Source organism: Nocardia colli, assembly GCF_008704205.1.
GTDB classification, from domain to species: domain Bacteria; phylum Actinomycetota; class Actinomycetes; order Mycobacteriales; family Mycobacteriaceae; genus Nocardia; species Nocardia colli.
In genome coordinates, this window is record NZ_VXLC01000003.1 from 205,426 (window position 1) to 222,779 (window position 17,354).

Annotated in this window: 16 protein-coding genes; 7 read left to right on the top strand and 9 right to left on the bottom strand. The window is 66.9% G+C overall.

Features of this window, described 5'->3' with window-relative positions; all coding sequences use genetic code 11:
* The first annotated feature begins 5 nt into the window (after nt 1–5).
* The 7 genes from F3087_RS07875 to F3087_RS07905 all read left to right on the top strand — a co-directional run bounded on the left by F3087_RS07875 (nt 6) and on the right by F3087_RS07905 (nt 7,414).
* Entirely contained in the window at nt 6–1,271 is a 1,266-nt protein-coding gene (locus F3087_RS07875; RefSeq protein WP_150401186.1) for a hypothetical protein, read from the top strand.
* Between the two features lie 15 nt (nt 1,272–1,286).
* Nucleotides 1,287–2,303: a TauD/TfdA family dioxygenase gene (locus tag F3087_RS07880; RefSeq protein ID WP_150401187.1), complete on the top strand. Its 1,017-nt coding sequence runs from the start codon at nt 1,287–1,289 to the stop codon at nt 2,301–2,303.
* Nucleotides 2,304–2,415: 112 nt separating this feature from the next.
* The gene (locus F3087_RS07885) at nt 2,416–3,969 is read left to right on the top strand and encodes an ABC transporter substrate-binding protein (RefSeq protein WP_150401188.1); all 1,554 of its coding nucleotides are present in this window, start codon (nt 2,416–2,418) and stop codon (nt 3,967–3,969) included.
* 10 nt (nt 3,970–3,979) lie between these two features.
* Nucleotides 3,980–4,930 (top strand): ABC transporter permease, encoded by a 951-nt coding sequence (locus F3087_RS07890; RefSeq protein WP_150401189.1) that lies wholly within the window; start codon nt 3,980–3,982, stop codon nt 4,928–4,930.
* Complete coding sequence (locus tag F3087_RS07895; protein WP_223884911.1) at nt 4,927–5,823, top strand: ABC transporter permease; 897 nt, start codon at nt 4,927–4,929, stop codon at nt 5,821–5,823. Before F3087_RS07890 ends, F3087_RS07895 begins: the two co-directional genes overlap by 4 nt.
* On the top strand, nt 5,820–6,644 hold the full coding sequence (locus F3087_RS07900; protein WP_150401190.1) for an ABC transporter ATP-binding protein: 825 nt from the start codon (nt 5,820–5,822) through the stop codon (nt 6,642–6,644). The genes F3087_RS07895 and F3087_RS07900 overlap by 4 nt, the downstream gene beginning before the upstream one ends.
* A complete protein-coding gene (locus F3087_RS07905) occupies nt 6,641–7,414 on the top strand; it encodes an ATP-binding cassette domain-containing protein (protein WP_150401191.1) in 774 nt (257 codons plus the stop codon). The genes F3087_RS07900 and F3087_RS07905 overlap by 4 nt, the downstream gene beginning before the upstream one ends.
* 243 nt (nt 7,415–7,657) lie before the next feature.
* On the opposite strand, the gene F3087_RS07910 is transcribed toward F3087_RS07905, so the two are convergent.
* Genes F3087_RS07910 through F3087_RS07950 form a run of 9 tightly spaced genes read right to left on the bottom strand, consistent with a single transcriptional unit; the run spans nt 7,658 to nt 17,330 of the window.
* Entirely contained in the window at nt 7,658–8,971 is a 1,314-nt protein-coding gene (locus F3087_RS07910; protein WP_150401192.1) for a cytochrome P450, read from the bottom strand.
* Nucleotides 8,968–10,167, bottom strand: coding sequence for an MFS transporter (locus tag F3087_RS07915; RefSeq protein WP_150401193.1), 1,200 nt, complete (start codon nt 10,165–10,167; stop codon nt 8,968–8,970). Before F3087_RS07915 ends, F3087_RS07910 begins: the two co-directional genes overlap by 4 nt.
* 23 nt (nt 10,168–10,190) lie before the next feature.
* Nucleotides 10,191–11,144, bottom strand: a complete 954-nt coding sequence (locus F3087_RS07920) for an NAD(P)-dependent oxidoreductase (protein WP_191093844.1) — start codon at nt 11,142–11,144, stop codon at nt 10,191–10,193.
* Nucleotides 11,144–12,427, bottom strand: coding sequence for a cytochrome P450 (locus F3087_RS07925; protein ID WP_191093845.1), 1,284 nt, complete (start codon nt 12,425–12,427; stop codon nt 11,144–11,146). Before F3087_RS07925 ends, F3087_RS07920 begins: the two co-directional genes overlap by 1 nt.
* Nucleotides 12,417–13,043 (bottom strand): GNAT family N-acetyltransferase, encoded by a 627-nt coding sequence (locus F3087_RS07930; protein ID WP_191093846.1) that lies wholly within the window; start codon nt 13,041–13,043, stop codon nt 12,417–12,419. The genes F3087_RS07925 and F3087_RS07930 overlap by 11 nt, the downstream gene beginning before the upstream one ends.
* Before the next feature lie 51 nt (nt 13,044–13,094).
* Entirely contained in the window at nt 13,095–14,237 is a 1,143-nt protein-coding gene (locus F3087_RS07935; protein ID WP_150401197.1) for an ATP-grasp domain-containing protein, read from the bottom strand.
* Entirely contained in the window at nt 14,224–15,342 is a 1,119-nt protein-coding gene (locus F3087_RS07940; protein ID WP_191093847.1) for a pyridoxal phosphate-dependent aminotransferase, read from the bottom strand. The genes F3087_RS07935 and F3087_RS07940 overlap by 14 nt, the downstream gene beginning before the upstream one ends.
* A complete protein-coding gene (locus F3087_RS07945; protein WP_150401199.1) occupies nt 15,335–16,315 on the bottom strand; it encodes an arginase family protein in 981 nt (326 codons plus the stop codon). The genes F3087_RS07940 and F3087_RS07945 overlap by 8 nt, the downstream gene beginning before the upstream one ends.
* A complete protein-coding gene (locus F3087_RS07950) occupies nt 16,308–17,330 on the bottom strand; it encodes a methyltransferase domain-containing protein (protein WP_150401200.1) in 1,023 nt (340 codons plus the stop codon). The genes F3087_RS07945 and F3087_RS07950 overlap by 8 nt, the downstream gene beginning before the upstream one ends.
* Nucleotides 17,331–17,354 lie beyond the last annotated feature (24 nt).

Consider the following 17,354-nt stretch of genomic DNA (forward strand, 5'->3'; position numbering starts at 1 on the left):
TAGCGGTGTCGTCGTACAGCGACCGGGTGGCGACGGCCGTCGCCGGATCGCTGAACGGCCTGCTCCGATTCGACCGCACCATGGTGACCGCACTGGATGGCCTGGAACGCGACGAATCCGAGCAACCCATAGTGGTCGTCCTGCGCGCCTATATGTATCTGCTCGGTGGCGTCCGGCCGCCGGCCGACGTGATCGAGGCGCTGCGCCGAATCGATTCGACCCAGGTATCCGTGCTGGAATCGGCACATCTAGACGCGATCCGGCACCTGCTGCACGGCGCGTACGGGTTGGCGGGTGACACCCTGCTGGAGATCTCGCGGCAATTCCCGGACGACGAACTCGCCTTGGCCGCAGGACATCAGGTCGATTTCCTGACCGGAGCGACGGAAACGCTGCTGTCGCGGCTGTCGTCCAGCCCATTGTTGACCGAGGGCACGACCGAGAACTATCCGTACCTGCTGGCGATGCTCGCCTTCGCCTACGGCGAGAACAACGAATTCGCCAAGGCGTACACAGCCGGTAGCCGGGCGTTGGCTCTCGCCCCGGACGACAACCCGTGGGCGGTGCACGCTTGTGCGCACGCACTGTTCGAGTCGCGGGACAACCACGCCGTCGCCGAGCTGTTGTCCTCGACCCGCAGTCGATGGAACTCCGAAAGTTGCCTGCTGCGAACCCATCTCAGCTGGCATCACGCACTGAACTCGATGGCCGAAGCCGATCACGACGCGCTGGCCGGGCTCACCGCCGAGGTCACCCGCGTGCTGGAAACCGAGTGCTCGGCCATGCAATTCTGTGACGCCGTCTCGCTGCTGTGGCGCCTGCGCCTGGCCGGCATCGCGGGCCCGGACGACTTCGCCGCGGTGGCCGACAAAGCCCTGGAAATCCGCGGCGCCTCGAATTCGGCGTTCGTCGATCTGCATGTCCTGCTGGCCGTCATCGGCGCCGATCTGCACGATCTGGCCACCCAGCTGGCAACGGAAATCGGCGCGGACGCAGCGGATACCGCGCAACATCTGATCGGCACCCGGCGCACCGCCGTCGGCGTGGCCGAAAGTTTCTCGTATTACTGCCGATCGAACCCGCAAGAGGCAACGCGGCGACTGATTTCGGTCCTGCCCGCCGTGGTCGGCGTCGGCGGCAGCATGGTTCAACGCGATCTCGCGCTGGAGCTTCTGCTCACCTGCGATCACGGTCGCGGGTCGGAACTGCTGATTCCCGCCGAGGTCGGTCTCGACAGACGTCCACTGGTGACGTACCTACGCTCGCGATAGGAATGATCGAACGAAATGATTAACCCATCGTCTCCCATCTGCACCGAAATCCTCACCGGCCCGGCCGCGTGGCAGAGCAGTGACTACACCGACCCGGACCAGTGGACGACGCCGCTGACCCCGGATGATGTGAGCGAGTTGTTCGCGGCGTTACGGCACAGCAGGCAGACCGGCAAAGAACTCGGCGCCATTACCCGCGCGGACTTTCCGCTCGATCGCCTCGCCACCAAACTGGCCGCCACGTCCCGCGAACTCGTCGACGGTCGCGGATTCGTGGTGCTGCGCGGCTTTCCGATCGCGTCCGAACTCGCGCGCTCCGATATCGAACTCATGTACTGGGGACTGTGCGCGCACCTCGGCCCGGCGGTGACCCAGAACGGTCTCGGCGAAATCATGGTGCCGGTCAAGAACTATGGCAACGGCGGACTGCTGAACGCGTCCACCCGCGGTTACCAGACCAGCGAGGCGCTGCCGTTCCACACCGACAGCTCCGACATCGTCGGACTGCTGTGCCTGCGTTCCTCGGGCAAGGGCGGCGACAGCAGCATCACCAGTTCGGTGACCATTCACAACGAACTGCTCCGCCATCATCGGGAGCTGCTCGGCCTGTACTACGCCGGTTTCTATTACGACCGGCGCGACGAGCAGGCCGACGGCGAGCGGCCGTACTACCGCAATTCCGTCTACGCCTGGCACGAGGGCAGGCTCACCTGCCGGTATTACGTCCGGCATTTCATCGAATCGGCCGCCGAGCGATTCGATCTGGACCTGTCCACGGTAGAACGGCTGGCGCTCAAAACCTTTGAGTCGATCGCCGACCGGCCGGAGCACAAGGTCACCATGCAGATCCGGCCCGGTGATATACAATTCCTCAACAATAATGTCGTCGTGCATGCCCGCACCGCCTTTGTCGACACCGATCAGGTCGCCCGTGAGTTGTTGCGGGTCTGGCTCAACCCATTCGGCGCGCCCGCCGCGCCCGCGGGACACGCGACATTCCGTGAAGGTATGCCGCAGAAGCAGATTCGCTGAACCGAAGGCACCGGACGGCGGCGCCCGCTCGCTCGTTCATCCCCCGCACCGAGATCAGGAGTACCGAATTGCAGTCTCGTAATATGTCTCGTCGCACCCGCCGGGGTGCGATGTGAGGCGCGGTCGTTCGATTGCTGTTGTCGCGCTGGCCATTACGGTCTGCCTATGGAGCGTCGCGTGCGGGACCGGCGGTGAGGTCGGCACGGATTCGAGCAACACCACCCAGTCCGCGACGCCGCCGGACGATCAGCTGAACCTGAACGGCACGGCGAACGTCCGCTTCGCGCTGGAACCGGTCAGCCTGAACACCTTCACCACGGCCGGCGTCGCGCTCGATCAGGCGTTGCTGGACAACGTCTACCAGGGCATGGTCACGGTCGACGGAAACGCCAAGGACAAGATCGTGCCCGCGCTGGCCACCTCGTGGGACCAGTCGCCGGACGGCCTGACCTACACCTTCCATCTGGTGCAGAACGCGAAGTTCCACGATGGCGCGCCGCTGACCTCGGCGGACGTCGTGTGGTCGTTGCAGCAGGTGACCGCGCCGGGCTCGAAGTCGTTGCGCGCGCAGGACTTCACCGCCGTGGCCGACGTCTCGGCACCCGACCCGGCCACCGTGACGATCAAGCTGAAGCAGCGCGACACCAACCTGCTGTGGAATCTGACCCAGCGCGGCGGCATCGTCTACAAGACCGGCACCGACTTCGCCGCCCTCGACGGCGCGGACAACGGTTCCGGGCCGTTCCGGGTGACCCAGTGGAACCGCGGCTCCACCCTCACCCTGTCCCGGGTGGACGGCTACTGGGGGCCGACGCCCAAGGTGGCGAAGGTGGTGTTCCACTACATCATCGACGGCAACACCGCGAACAACGCGGAGCTGACCGGCCAGACCGACATCCAGACCGCGACCGACCCGACGCTCCTGTCGACGTTCACCGGTAACGACAAGTTCGACATCCTGCGCGGCAACAGCACCGACGAGTACACCCTCGCGTTCAACGAGGCCAACCCGATCTTCGCGAATCCGGATGTGCGCCATGCCATTCGGCAGGCGCTGGACAAGAAGGCGATCATCAAGGCGGTCGGCGCGGGCATCCAGATCGGCGGCCCGGTACCGCCGCAGGATCCCTGGTACGAGGACCTCACCTCGATCGACCAGTACAACCCGGACAACGCGAAGAAACTGCTCGCGGCCGCCGGCTACGGCAACGGCCTGACGCTGACTCTGGAGTTCCCGAACCATTACGTCACCGCGCTCAGCGACGTCCTGGTCTCCAATCTGAAGGACGTCGGCATCACGCTCAACGTCCGCTCGGTGGAATTCCAGACCTGGTTGTCGAAGGTGTACAAGAATCACGATTACGAGCTCAGCGTGGTCAATCACGCCGAAGCGCACGACGTGAACAACTACGCCCGCGCGGATTACTACTTCGGCTACAACAACCCGCAGGTACAGCAGTGGTACAAGGACGCGCTGACCGCGGAGACCGAGGACGCGCGCAACGATCTGCTGAAGAAGATGACCCGGCAGATCTCCCAGGACGCACCCTGCGATTGGTTGTTCCTGGTCGAACTGAATACGGTGGTGCGCAAGGGTATCTACGGAGTCCCGCAGCACGAGACCAACAACCGGTTCCCGGCGACCAAGCTTGCGGTGGCCAAGTGACGGAGGTGTTTTGCTCTGGTATCTGATCCAGCGAGCCGGACTGCTCCTGGTGTCGCTGGCGGTGGCGAGCGTGCTCATCTTCGGGATGCTGCGCTTGCTGCCCGGCGATGTCGCGGCCACCGTCGCCGGTTTGCAGGCGACACCGGAGCAGATCGCCGCCATCCGCGCCGATCTCGGCCTGGATCGGTCGCTGCCCGAGCAATACCTGTCCTGGATCGGCGGGGTGTTCAACGGTGACTTCGGCCATTCCCAGCTGAACGGGACGTCGGTCGGCGCCGAACTGGAACAGAAGCTGGCCGTGACCGGCCCGCTGATCCTCGGGTCGCTGCTGATCGCTCTGGGGCTGGCGATCCCGCTCGGCACCTGGGCGGCCGTGCGGCATCGCAGCCGGACCGGGGAGGCGGCGAACGCGCTGTCCCAGCTCGGCATCGCGGTGCCGGGCCTGTGGCTGGCCATGCTGCTCATTCTGGTGTTCGCGGTGGAACTGAAATTCCTACCGGCACAGGGGTTTCCGGCTGATCGCTGGGCGGACCCCGGCGCCGCGATCCGCAGCCTGATCCTGCCGTGCGTGACGCTGGGCATCTCCGAGGGCGCGGTGCTGTTCCGCTTCGTGCGCTCGGCGATCCTCGGCGTGCTGTATTCGGAGTACCTGCGTACCGCCCGGGCGAAGGGACTGACCCGGACACAGGCCTTGGTGCGGCACGGTTTTCGCAATGCCGCGCCGTCGGTGGTGTCGATCCTCGGACTGCAATTCGCCGTCCTGATCGTCGGGGCCGTGGTGATCGAGCGGGTGTTCACCCTGCCGGGCGTCGGCAGCATGCTGCTGTCCGACGTGGCGAACCGCGACCTGGTGAAGGTCCAGGGCGAGGTGCTGTTGATCGTCAGCGCGGTGCTGGCGATCGGCTTCGCCGTCGACATCGTGCACCGGCTCATCGACCCGCGGCTGGAGGCCACGCTGTGATTCACGCCGTCAACCGACCGAAATGGCTGCGCAGGCGGCGTGCGGTGCAGGTCGCGCTCGGCGCGCTGATCCGGCGGCCGAGCGGGATCTTCGGCCTCGCCGTGGTCGGCACGCTGGTGGTGGCCAGCCTGATCGCGCTGTGGTGGACGCCGTACGACCCGCAGGCCACCAATCCGAGCAAGGCCTGGTTGCTGCCGTTCAGCGGCGGTCACCTGCTCGGCACCGACCGGGTCGGGCACGACGTGTTCAGCCAGTTGCTGGCCGGCGCGTGGCAGACCCTCGCGGTGGCGTTGGTGGTCGCGGCGATCGCGGGCACGCTCGGCCTGATCCTCGCGTTGAGCGCGCAGCTGACGCCGCACGCGGTCGGCTCGGTGGTGGTGCAGCTGATCGACATCATGATCGCGTTCCCGGCGCTGCTGCTGGCGATGGTGCTGGCGGCGGTCTACGGCGGATCGATGATGACCGTGGCGGTAGCCATCGGCATCAGTTCGGGCGTTGCCGTGGCACGGGTCGCGCGCGGCGAGGTAGCGCGAGTATTGACCAGCGATTTCGTGCTCGCCGCGCGGGCGGCGGGCGCGTCCACCGCGCGGATCGTGCGCAAGCACCTGTTGCCCGCGATCGCGCCGACGCTGATCGTGCAGCTGTCCTGGGTGATGGCCTTGGCCGTGCTCGCCGAGGCCGCGCTGACCTATCTCGGGTACGGCAGCTCGCCGTCCGCGCCGTCCTGGGGCGGCATCCTGCGCGCGCAACAGGACTACATCAAGGTGCGCCCGCTGCTCGTGGTGTGGCCGGGGCTGGCGGTGGCGCTCACCGTGCTCGGCTTCAATCTGCTGGGTGACGCCCTGCGCAGCGTCACCGATCCGCGGCTGCGCAAAGGGGTGCCGACGCCATGACGCTGCTGCAGGTGACCGACCTGACGGTCGAGATCGACGGCCGGGTCCTGCTGGACAAGGTCGACTTCGGCATCGAGGCCGGCGCGCGCCTCGGGCTGATCGGCGTCTCCGGATCCGGCAAATCCCTGCTCGCCCTGGCGATCATGGGGCTGCTGCCGGAGGAGGCGCGGGTGCGCGGCAGCATCCTGCTCGACGGTGTCGAGCTCATCGGGCGCAGCGATCGCGCGCTGTCGAAGATCCGCGGCAGCCGGATGGCCATGGTGTTCCAGGAGCCGCTGTCGGCGTTGAATCCGCTGATGCGGGTGGGCAAGCAGATCGCGGAACCGCTTCGGCTGCACCAAGGTATGGGCCGGCGACAGGCGCTGGCCGCGGCGACCGAGCTGGCCGCCCGGGTCGGGTTGCCGGATCCGGCGAACATCGTGCGTGCCTTTCCCCATCAGCTCTCGGGTGGCCAGCGCCAGCGGGTCGGCATCGCGATGGCCTTGGCCGCGAAGCCCGCGCTGCTGATCGCCGACGAGCCGACGACTGCCCTGGATGTCACTGTGCAGGCCGAAATCCTTTCGCTGCTCAAGGATTTGGTCGACGAGGAGGGCTCGGCGCTGCTGTTCGTCACGCACGACCTCGCGGTGCTGGCGCAGGTGACACAGCGTGTGCTGGTGCTGGGGAAGGGACAGGTGCTCGAAGACGGTGACCTGACCGAAATCCTGCACGGGTCGAGCGATCCGTATCTGCGCACGCTGCTCGAGCTGGCGCGGGCCACGTCGTTTCGGCGGGCGAGCAAGCTCGGCGTCGACAGCGGTTCCCCGGAGGTGGTGTCGTGATCCTGCTGGAGGCAACGGGTTTGAGCCGGTCGTTCCGGCTGCCGCGGACCAGCCTGCGGCATGCCCCGCCGATCCGGCGGGCCGTGCGCGATGTCAGCCTGTCGCTCGCGGAGGGCAGTCATCTGGGCATCGTCGGTGAATCCGGTTCCGGGAAGTCGACTTTGCTGCGGTTGCTGCTCGCCCTCGATCGGCCCGACGCGGGCCAGGTCCGGTATCAGGGCAAGCCGGTAGTGGGTCGCGATCTCGCCTGGTTCCGCCGGGAAGTGCAAGTGGTGCTGCAAGATCCGCTGAGTTCGCTGGATCCGCGGATGATCGTCGGTGATTCGATCGCCGAACCCCTGGAGTGCCTGCGGATTCCGGGCAGTCACGACTACCGGGTGGCCGAGTTGCTCGTCGCGGTCGGGCTGGAACCCGATGCGGCAGTGCGGTATCCGCACGAGTTCTCCGGCGGGCAGCGGCAGCGCATCGCGATCGCCCGGGCGCTGGCGCCCAATCCGAAGGTGCTCGTCGGCGACGAGCCGTTCTCCGCTCTGGACGCGTCCACCCGGGCCCAGATCATCGAACTGCTGCGAGATCTGGTGAAACAGTTCGGCCTGTCGCTGATCCTGGTCTCACACGACGTCGGCGTCGTCCAGCAACTGTGCGATCAGCTACTGGTGATGAAAGACGGCGAAATCGTAGAACGCGGCGCCGCCGACACGGTACTCGAACACCCCCAACACCCCTACACCCAGTCCCTCCTCAACGCAGTCCCAGTCCTACCCTTCTGACAGCACCTGAACTCCCGCGCACACTTTCACCCGCCGCGCACAAGCTGGCCCCCCGCGCACGACTTAGCCCGCCGAAACGTGCGCGGCCGGAGAAGAGATGCGCGGCGCCCCGCTACGGTGTCCCGCGCACGAGTTTGCCTGCTGCGCGGGGGATGGCTGGGCGCGCACGAGTTTGCCTGCTGCGCATGAAGTTGTCCGCTGATTTGTGCGCGGGGGGAGACGTGGTGCGCGGGGTTGAAGGGGTCAGTTGCTCGATGGGGTGATTACGATGCGTGCGCCGTGGGCGGGGACGTTGGTGATGTTGCGGACTCGGCCGCGTTCGGGGGCGCCGGGCAGCGCGAGCTGGTAGCGGGTCAGTACCTCGCGGAGCACCACGGCGCCCTCCATCAGCGAGAACCCGGCCCCGATGCAGCGGCGGACCCCGCCGCCGAACGGCAGCCAGGTGTTCGGCGCGACCGAGCCGTCGAGGAACCGGTCCGGTTGAAAACGTTCCGGCGCAGGATGATTCGCCGGATTCTGGTGCGCGAGCACGATCGAGGTCGACACCCGGGTGTCGCGGGGCAGCGGTACGCCGCCGATCGTCATGTCTCTGGTCAGCTGACGCTGCACGCGCCCGATCACCATGCGGTGGCGCAGCGCCTCTTTCACCACCGCCTCCAGATACTTGTCGTCCCCGTCGCGGGCCGCCTGCCTGGCCCGATCCTGCACATCCGGGGCGGCGGCCAGCTCGTGCAGCGCCCAGGACAGCGCCGACGCGGTGGTCTCGTGCCCGGCGAGCAGCAGCGTGACCAGCTGGTCGCGCAGTTCCGCGTCGCTGAGCGGTTCGGTGGCGGGATCGTTGCCGGAACCGACCGCGAGCAGCCGGGACAGCACGTCGGCGCGCTGATCGATCTCCGGATGGGCTCGGCGACTGGCGATTTCGGCGTAGAGCAGCTCGTCGATGCCGGTCAGGGTGGCGCTGAACCGCTGCCACGGCCCGAAGCGTTGCAGCCACGGCCATTTCCAGCCGAGCAGCACCACCGGGCTGATGTTCGTCACCCGGCGCAGCTGTGGGGTCAGCGCGTCCCGGCGCTGCTCGTCGGCGACGCCGAAGACCACCTGGGTGATCACGTCGAGCGTGAGGTCTTCCATGCGGGCGAGGATGTGCTCGGTCGTGCCCGCGTGCCACCGTTCCACCTGCGTCTTGGCGATGTCCTCGACCAGGGCGCGATAGCCGTTGAGCGCCGCATTGTTGAACGCGGGCATCAGCAGCCTGCGCGCGCGGGCGTGTTCACCGCCGTCGGTCAGCAGCACCGAATGCTCACCCATGATCATCGCGAGTTCCCGATACGCCTCGCCCGCATGCAGATCCGCCGGGTCGGCGGCGAAGATCTCCTTGATGTGCTCGGGCCGGGAGAACACCACGATCCGCGCCGGATACGGCGGCAGCAGCCGCACGGTGAAGACATCGCCGAAGCGCCGCGCCTGCGCGCCGAGGAACTGGGCGTGCCGCTTGGTGTGCAGGACGGTCTGTAGCAGTCGCGGTAGCCGCGGGGCCGGGGGATATGTGCCGGTCATGAGATGGTCCTTTCCGCCGAGTCGTGCTGGAGCCGTTCCGTCGCCGGCGCGCGCCGCCCGAGGACCTCGATGACGAGGAGGGCGACCGCACTGAGTGCCGCGGCGGCGATCGGAAGGGCGAAGGGACTGAACACCGCCAGGGTGATGCCGCCGGCAATGCTGCCGAGGGTGACGCCCAGATAGGTGGAGGACGAGTTGAGCGCGAGCACCTGGGTCGCCGAATCCGGTGCGGCGTCGAGCAGCATCGTCTGCATGGCGGGCGTGTTCCAGTAGAGGGAGAACGACCACACCAGCGTGAGCGCCACCAGCACCACCATCGAGATGGGGGCGAACGCGGTCAGGATGGCGAAGACGATCATGGTGCTGAGGAACAGGCCGAAGCCGATGCGCAGCGCGGTGGACGCGCCCTTCTTGTCCACGTAGATGCCGCCGGCGACCGAGCCGATCAGACCGGCGATACCCGCCACCGCGAACAGCAAACCACGTTGGCGCAGTGACGAATTCGAGAAGTCGGCGGCGAACGGGCCGAAGTAGGTGAACATCATGAGCGCGCCGCCGAGCAGAATCGTGTTGCCCAGCAACACGGTCAGCACCGGCCGGCTGGACAGCGCCGAGAGATGTGTCTTCGCCGAGACCAGCTCGCCGGGAACCCGCAATCGCCCGCGCACACAGAACAGCAGCACCATCGACAGCACGCTGAGTCCGGCGAAGGCGACGAAATTGCCGCGCCAGCTGAAGATGCTGGCACACAGGGTGCCGAACGGGACGCCGATGGCCAGCGCGCCGACGATGCCGGTGGACACGATGCCGATGTAGGCGCTGCGCTTCTCCGGCGGGGCCAGCGTGGGCGCCAGCGCGAACATGGCGGGCAGGCACGCGGCGGCCGCACCCGCGGCCACCACCCGCAGGATCATCAGCTGCCAGAACGAATCGACCACGGCGGCCAGCAGATTGGCGATGGTGAAGACGATCGAGGCGCCGACGAACACGCCGAGCCGGCTGCGCCGGGCCGAGGCGAACGCGATCATCGGCGCGCCCAGCACCAGCACCAGCGAGTAGGCCGAAACCAGCTGTCCCGCCGTGGATTCCGAGATGCCCAGGTCGGCGGCGAGTTCGGGGAGCACGCCCGCGATCATGTAATCGTCGGTGTAGAAGACGAATACGGCGAAGGTGATCGCTATCAACCAGAACGGCATCGGGCCTCCAGTGGAACGGGTGGTCAGGGAATCAGGTAGTCCATGGCGATCGTCCGCGGGTCGAGGCACAGGGACTGCTCCCTCATTGTCGACGGAGTGTGGGTTCCGGTGGTGAAGATCGCCGCCCAATCCCGGTGATACAGCGGATCACCGTCCCACGGCCGCCAGGCGATGTGCGGGGTCAGCGTGACGCGTCCCTTGTCGGCCCAGGGGCGCAACAGCTCCGCGCGCTCGTCGGTTTCGACGTCGGTGGTGAGCCGGCCGGTGCCGGTGGCCAGCCAGTGCAGCAGCGCGACGACATCGACGGGGGACGAGCGCGCCGGATTGATCAGGTGCCCGTCCAGGCGCAGACAGCGAAACAGCGCGTCATCGATGAAATCGGTGACCTCGGGCAGTCCCGGCAGCGCGACCACCATCAAGTGCGCGAATCGGTTCGGCAGGCGGTCCAGCGGTGTCGCCTCGGTGCTGCCGAACGCATGCGCGGTGCGCGAACGCGGACGGACCACGGTCACCGTCGCGCCGAGCTCGGCCAGCGTCGCCGCGATGGTGTGGCCGAACGCCCCGTACCCGACAACCAGGGCTGCACGGCGGTGGAAGGGCTTCGGCACATCATCGAATGTGTCTTTGGCGCAGTGCAATACGTGCTGGGTGATCACATACTCCGACAACGACGGCGCATAGGCCCGCGCGCTCCTGGTCACCAGATTGTTCCGGGCGAGCGCCGGGATGTGCGGATAGTTGGGTCCGGACGAGACCAGATGCACCCAGGAATCCGTAGTCACGGCGGCGGTTTCGGCCAGCTCGGCGTCGGTGAGGTCGTGTGCGGCGAGGGCGATCATCTTGTGCGCGAGCGCCGTTCCCGCCGTCACCGGTTCGACGCGCACCCCGAGTTGCCGCAGCTCGGCGGCGACGGTGGCCGCGTCGGTGGAGGCGCCCAGGCAGTAGAGCGTCGCCGGATCCACCGTGACGGCGCCCATCAGCGTCCGCTGGTCAACGCCAGGGGAACTCGGATATGTCCGTGCAGGACAATCGAATCCCGCCATTGCCGGCCCGGCAGCAGCCGGGCGTCCGGGTAAGCGGAGAGGAAGCTGCCGACCGCTACCTGACCCTGGACCTTCGCCAAGGACGACCCGAGGCACCGATGTACACCGGTCGAGAAGCTCATACTCGTTCGCGCCGAGACGTTTTCGACGTCGAGCTTGCCCGGGTTCGGGTAGGCGCGCGCGTCGTGATTGACCGCGCCGACCCAGATCAGCGCCCCGGTACCGGGCGCGACGACCCGGTGACCGATCTTGGTCTCCACCCGTGCGGTGCGGTGGGTCAGCTGAATGGGGGAGTCGTAGCGGAGCAGCTCCTCGAACCACGGGTCGGTCAGGCGGCCGTCGGCGAGCACCTCGGCGCCGAGGCCGTGTTCGAGCACGGTGACAATGGAATTCGCGATGAAGCTGACCGTGGTCTCGAAGCCGGCCGCGAAGACGAACCCGACCAGGGTCAGCAGTTCGGCGAAGGTGAGTTCGCCCTCCGCGTGCTTGCGGACGCAGTCCTTGAGGAAGCCGTCCTGGAGCATATCCGGATCCTTGGTGCAGTCCACCACGAACTTGGTGAACTTGCGTGCCTCGGTCATTCCGCGCCGGTACTCCGGGAAGGTGATGCCGACGTCGAGCAGCTTCGCGCCGTGCCCGCCGAGCGAGTCGAGCATGTCGTCGCCCAGATCGGGGATGCCGAGGAAGTCGGAGATGACCCGGATCGGGATCTTGCGGGCGAAATCCGCGACCAGGTCGATGTTTTCGCGGCCGTCGAGTTCGGCCAGCACCGCGTCGGTGTGCTTGGTGATGATGTCGACCGACCCGGTCACCGCGCGGTGGGTGAACATCGGGAAGACGAGTTTGCGCAGCCTGGTGTGCTCGGGCGGGTCCATGAAGACCAGGGCGGGCGCGTCGAGCGCGATGGGCACCGAACGCTTGGTCAGCCAGCGGTAGAACCCGGCGGTCGGCGGAATCGCAACGGGCTGGTCGGCCGACCAGTCGTTGCTGCGCAGGATCTCCTCGCTTTCCTCGTAGCCGGTGATGACCAGGCCGGCCGCGCTGTCGTGCACGCCGGCCGATGCGCCGATCTTGGTCAGGATCGCCCGGTACGGGTCGCCCTTGGCCGGTGGCCGGAGGAATAGCCGGCCGACGTCGTTCTCGTCGCCCAGCATCGAGTCGGGCAGTAATCGGAGCGGGCCGTGTAGTAGGAACCAGCGAACAGGATCAGTGACCACCGAGTTCACGGAGGACAACGTCGACACCCCCTTGGCGTTGCATTGCGGCATAGAAGTTTTCGCGCTCGAACCGGAACAGCGCGGCCTGCTTGTGCGGCAGATCGATCTCGCCGAGTTCGTGGCCGTCCACCACCTTGCACACGCTCCGGTTCAGCGTGCGCACCAGCTGATTCGAGGCGGACGGGTCGGAGATCACGCCGGTGCACTCCGGGTAGGTCTCGAACATGCCGGCGATGAGCGCGACCCAGAACGGCAGCGCGTATCCGAAATAGTCGGGCTCGCCGATACAGCCGTGCATGCCCATATCGTGGTCGGGCGTCTCGTAGTAGTCGGCGACCACGTCGAGCGCGGCGAAGTACAGCTCGGCGTACCCGCCGTGCTGCCCCTCCTGTCCGACGAGGAAGGGGCGAGTCTTGTTGTCGGAGAACTGGAATTCGATCTCGGTCTGCCAACCGGCCCGGTCCCAGTCCTTGTGCATCGCGAACTGCACATGCGGTCGCGCCATCCACTCGACCACCTGGTCGATCTCGGCCGAGGTGGACGGCGTGACCGGCGTGAGCTCCCACGGCTTCGGCAGCGTCGGCACCTTCCATTCTTGGAAGGCGAAGTCGGTCAACGGTTTCCCGCGTCGCCGGGACCGATCGATGGGTCTGCGCTCACTCGCCACTCACGGCACCTCGTTCGCGCTGGCCAGCAGTTCGAGCGCGGCGAGGACGGCGTCGGTGCGGCCGGTGAGCCGCGCCCGTCCGCCGAGCCGGATCCGGTCGAACGTCGCTTCGACGGCATGGGTTTCGATGAGCTCGGCTCCGGCGATCGGCTGGCCGACGCGCCACATCCAGCCGCCTGAGGCATCGGCATCGGCTTTCGGCTCGTCCCAGCCGAGTCCGGCCTGCACCCGGAGGTTGAGCAGTTCCAAGTCGATGCCGGTGATGATCCGCGACTGGAACGGAACCTCGCCGCCGGACGCCCGCGCGCATACTTCGCTGACTACGACATCCTCGAAAGCATCACCGCTGGAAAGGTATTCGACGTGCGCGGTGAATGTGCCGTCGAGACCGAGGGCGGTGCACGTCCGGGTCGCGAGGTCGGCCAGCTTGGTTTCGGTCGCCGGGTCGGTCCTGGCCGAGCCGGAGCCGCCGCCGCGGGTGAGGTCGAGCAGCGAGCGGATGTAGAGCCCCGAGAACAGATGTGTCACAGTGCCGTTCACGACGAGCACTTCGGAATGGTACTGCGGGCCGTCGAGTAACCGTTCGACCAAATCGTCGCTCAGTGCGGTGAGATCGACGTCGCCGAACTTCTCGGTCCGGATCCCGCGCAGGTTCGCCTCCGCGGCGGGTTTGACGATGACCAGCTCGTCGTCGGCGAATCCGGTGCAGCCGCCTGCCTTTTCGACGCTGCCGTCGGCGACGATCAGCGTCTCCGGGACCGGGATGCCGGCCGCCGCGAGGGTCCGGCGCATGACACCCTTGTGCCGGTAGTTCTCCAGCGAGCCCGCGGGGATGGGGGTCGGCAGGCCCAGGTCACCGCACAGCTGCGCGGCGACACCGAGTAAATACTCGTCATTGGTGACGATCGCGGTGGTTCCGGCCGGGATCAGCGACGCCCATTCGTCGATGTCGGCGATCCGTTCGTCACCGATATCGTGCAGTGCCACATCGCCTTCGCGGATCAGCGGCACCTCGCCGGTGCGCAGAATCCGTAGCTCGGCGCCGGTGGCCGTGACCGCCGAGCCGAACTCGGCCAGCCCGACCGTGCCGAGCGACTGCTTCGCCTGTAACAGGACCACCGTTGCGCGATCACCTGATGACAACACGCCTCCATGCCTCTAGGTGCTGGTCCACGCGTTGGCAGCCGGTGACGACGGCTTCCGGATCGCGCGCCAGCGAGATTCGGATCAGATCGGTGCCGAGTTTCGGCTGGGCCCAGTAGAACAGTTCGCCGGGCAGCACGTGCACCCCGATCTCACCGAGTTCGGTGTAGAGCGCGCTGGCCTCGACGCCTTCCGGCAGCCGGAATGTGTCGACGGAGATCCTGGATTCAGGATAGGCCGGTGCAAGGTTGATGTGGTCGCGGGCCAGGGTGCGGTTGCTCTGGATGCCGCCGCGCAGCCGGTCGTAGCCGCCGTGTCTGCCGTCCTCGGCGAACAATTCAACGATCCGCAGGATGAACGGCGACGCCGAGAGCATGTGGTCGGAGTACATCCGCGCCAGCGGGAGCGGATTGCCGACGTTCCAGTTCAGGAACCCGGCCTTCAATTCCTGTAAGGGCCAGAGCTTTCCGGTGTCCTCGATGGTCGCCCAGTCGAGGTCGTACTGACCGAGCACGGCGTACATGTCGTACTGGGCGCGCAGATCCTGTGCGCGGAAGCAGGAGTCGATGACCAGCACGGTGTCGCGATCGGCGCACGCGGCGGCGATCTGGTGCAGGCGATCGGCGTCGATCACGGCGCCCGTCGGATTGTTCGGCGAGACGGTGAACAGCACGCCGTGCGCGGGGATCACGTCTTCGAGGGTGCCGCCGGCCAATTCGGACTCGGCCACCGAATGGATGGACAGTCCGTGACCGGCCAGCAGGTCGTGCAGGTTGTCGAACGTCGGCTCGACCATGGCGACCTTGCGGTCGGCGAGGCGAATCGCCTTGCCGATCATGTCGATCGCGGTCGAGGAGGAGTAGCAGCTGCGGAAGGTGACGCCGTCGGACAACGCGGTGTGCTGGCCGATCGAGGACAGGAACGCGTTGCGCGCGCTCTTCTCGACCACGTCGACCGGGAGCTTGCGCGTCTGCGCGAAGACCTCCGGGAAGCCGGCGACGATCTCGGATTGCGTGCTGGACAACGACATTCGCGGATGACCGTCGGACAGGTTGACACCGTCGACCAGCGCCTTGACTTCCAGGTCGGTGATGTTATCAGGCATGCAAACGACCATCCTGTTGCGTCTTGGTCCGCCGGGCGGCAGCGGCCATGGTCATGATTTCGAAGATCACCGCGACGCCGAGGTGCGCGGTGATGTCGGCGGAGTCGTACGGCGGCGAGATCTCGACCAGCGAGACCGTGCGGATATCCGGCAGGTCGAGTTCGCGCAGCAGCCGCAGCGCGAATGCCGAGGAAGGACCGCCGACCTCGGGGGTGCCGGTGCCGGGCGCGCACGACGGATCGACGAAGTCGATGTCGAAGGTCAGCGCGACCGGGTTCGAACCGACCTTGTCCCGCACGATCCGGCCGAGTTCGCGCGGGCCGATATCGAGGGCGTCCTCGCAGTGGATCACGGTGAAGCCGAGGCCGTCATCGGCCAGATCCTCGCGGGGCACGCTGCCGCGCATGCCGATCTGGATGCTGGTGCTGGGATCGATCAGGCCCTCCTCGGCGGCGCGACGGTACACCGTGCCGTGGAAGTGCTTCATGCCGAAGTAGTTGTCCAGCACGTCCCGGTGCGCGTCCAGCTGGACCAGCGACAGTGGCCCGTGTTTCCTTGCGGCCGCGCGTAATTCGGCGATCGCCAGGCTGTGGTCGCCGCCGACCAGGATGGGCAGCGCGCCGATCTCGTGCACGGCGCTGACGCTGCTCTCGATCAGCTCGAGCGTTTGCAGGTGGTAGCCGGGCACGATGTGCACGTCGCCGCCGTCGACGACGGTGAGCAGGTCGGTGATGACCAGGTCGCGTTCCCGGCTGCCCAGCCGGCCCAGCGTGCTCGCCGAGCGGACCGCCTCCGGCCCGAAGCGGGCGCCGCTGCGATAGCCGGTCGCGCCGTCGATCGGCACGCCGAGGATGACGGCGTGCACCCCGTCCTCGGCGGTCAGCTCCCGGATCGGCCGGTAGGGGAGCCGGAAGAAGGTCCGCGGCCCCGAGCTCAGCCGCGACACCGCCTGGCTGTCGGTATAGTCAGTCATCTCGGTTTTCCTTGGCCCGCAACAGCATTGCGGTCACGATCCCGGTTTCGTCCAGGCCGGGGGTGTCGACGTCGTCGACCACCACCTCGAGTCCCGCGCTGTCGTAGAGATCGGCCCAGTACTGCTTGGGCGCCAGGCGCTGGTCGGTGAACGGGTGCAGCAGGAAATAGTGGTTGTAGTAGTTGGTGCGGTGCGGGTCGCGCATCTTCTCCGCGTCATCCCAGCAGTAGTCGATATCGATGACCAGCAGTTCGATGCCGGGGTTGTTGTCGAACAACGTGCGCAGGAACTTCCGGACGCCGTCTTCGCCCTCCTGGCCCAGGATTTCGTGGATGACGAAGCTGATGATGCCGAAGTCGTAATGGGCGTCGGTCTGTTCGAGATGGCCGATCGCGTCCGCGTTGACGATATCGATCCGGTCGGCGTGCACCGATCCGGCGACGAATTCCACCGCGGCCGCGGCGCCCTCGGGGCTCGGCTCGATTCCGGTGAGCCGCATGTCCGCGTACTTCTCGGCGAGGGTGGTCAGGAAGATGCCGCTGCCGCACCCGAGATCGATGCCGCTGCGATAGGTCTTGCCTCGCTGGTCGAGTACCCGGTACATCAGCGGAATCGCGTCGTGCACGCTGATTTCACAGCTGCCGACGCCGACCATGCGGCCGTCCCTGGGTACCGCGGCGGGGTCGCCGAAACCGCGGCCGATATCCAGGAAGGTCCGGCCGTAGCCGCCGATCATCATTTGATACCAGCCGCGTGCCTCCCAGATCTGCACGAGCTTGTCGGTGGCCCGGTCGTTGTCGATGTATCCCGCCGTGCGCAGGAACAGCTGCAACGCTTCGACCCGCTCGGGTGTCGTGACCACCGACTCCAGCGCTTTGCGCGCCGAGACCTCGTTCACCACGATCTGTTCCAGCACACCGTGTTCGATCAGGTTGTACAGCACTGCCGACTGCACGTATCCGCTGAACGGCTCCAGCGCTTCGATCAGGCGATTCCGGTTAAGCATGTCGTTCATACCTCTCTTTCGGTCGGTGCTCCG

Excerpts from the sequence above, each read along its gene's own strand:
- F3087_RS07920 (WP_191093844.1), bottom strand. The coding sequence starts at position 11,144 with ATGGGCGCCGTCACGGTGGATCCGGCGACGCTCTACTGCCTGGGCGCC.
- F3087_RS07900 (WP_150401190.1), top strand. The coding sequence starts at position 5,820 with ATGACGCTGCTGCAGGTGACCGACCTGACGGTCGAGATCGACGGCCGG.
- F3087_RS07880 (WP_150401187.1), top strand. The coding sequence starts at position 1,287 with ATGATTAACCCATCGTCTCCCATCTGCACCGAAATCCTCACCGGCCCG.
- F3087_RS07915 (WP_150401193.1), bottom strand. The coding sequence starts at position 10,167 with ATGCCGTTCTGGTTGATAGCGATCACCTTCGCCGTATTCGTCTTCTAC.
- F3087_RS07940 (WP_191093847.1), bottom strand. The coding sequence starts at position 15,342 with ATGCCTGATAACATCACCGACCTGGAAGTCAAGGCGCTGGTCGACGGT.
- F3087_RS07910 (WP_150401192.1), bottom strand. The coding sequence starts at position 8,971 with ATGACCGGCACATATCCCCCGGCCCCGCGGCTACCGCGACTGCTACAG.
- F3087_RS07945 (WP_150401199.1), bottom strand. The coding sequence starts at position 16,315 with ATGACTGACTATACCGACAGCCAGGCGGTGTCGCGGCTGAGCTCGGGG.
- F3087_RS07950 (WP_150401200.1), bottom strand. The coding sequence starts at position 17,330 with ATGAACGACATGCTTAACCGGAATCGCCTGATCGAAGCGCTGGAGCCG.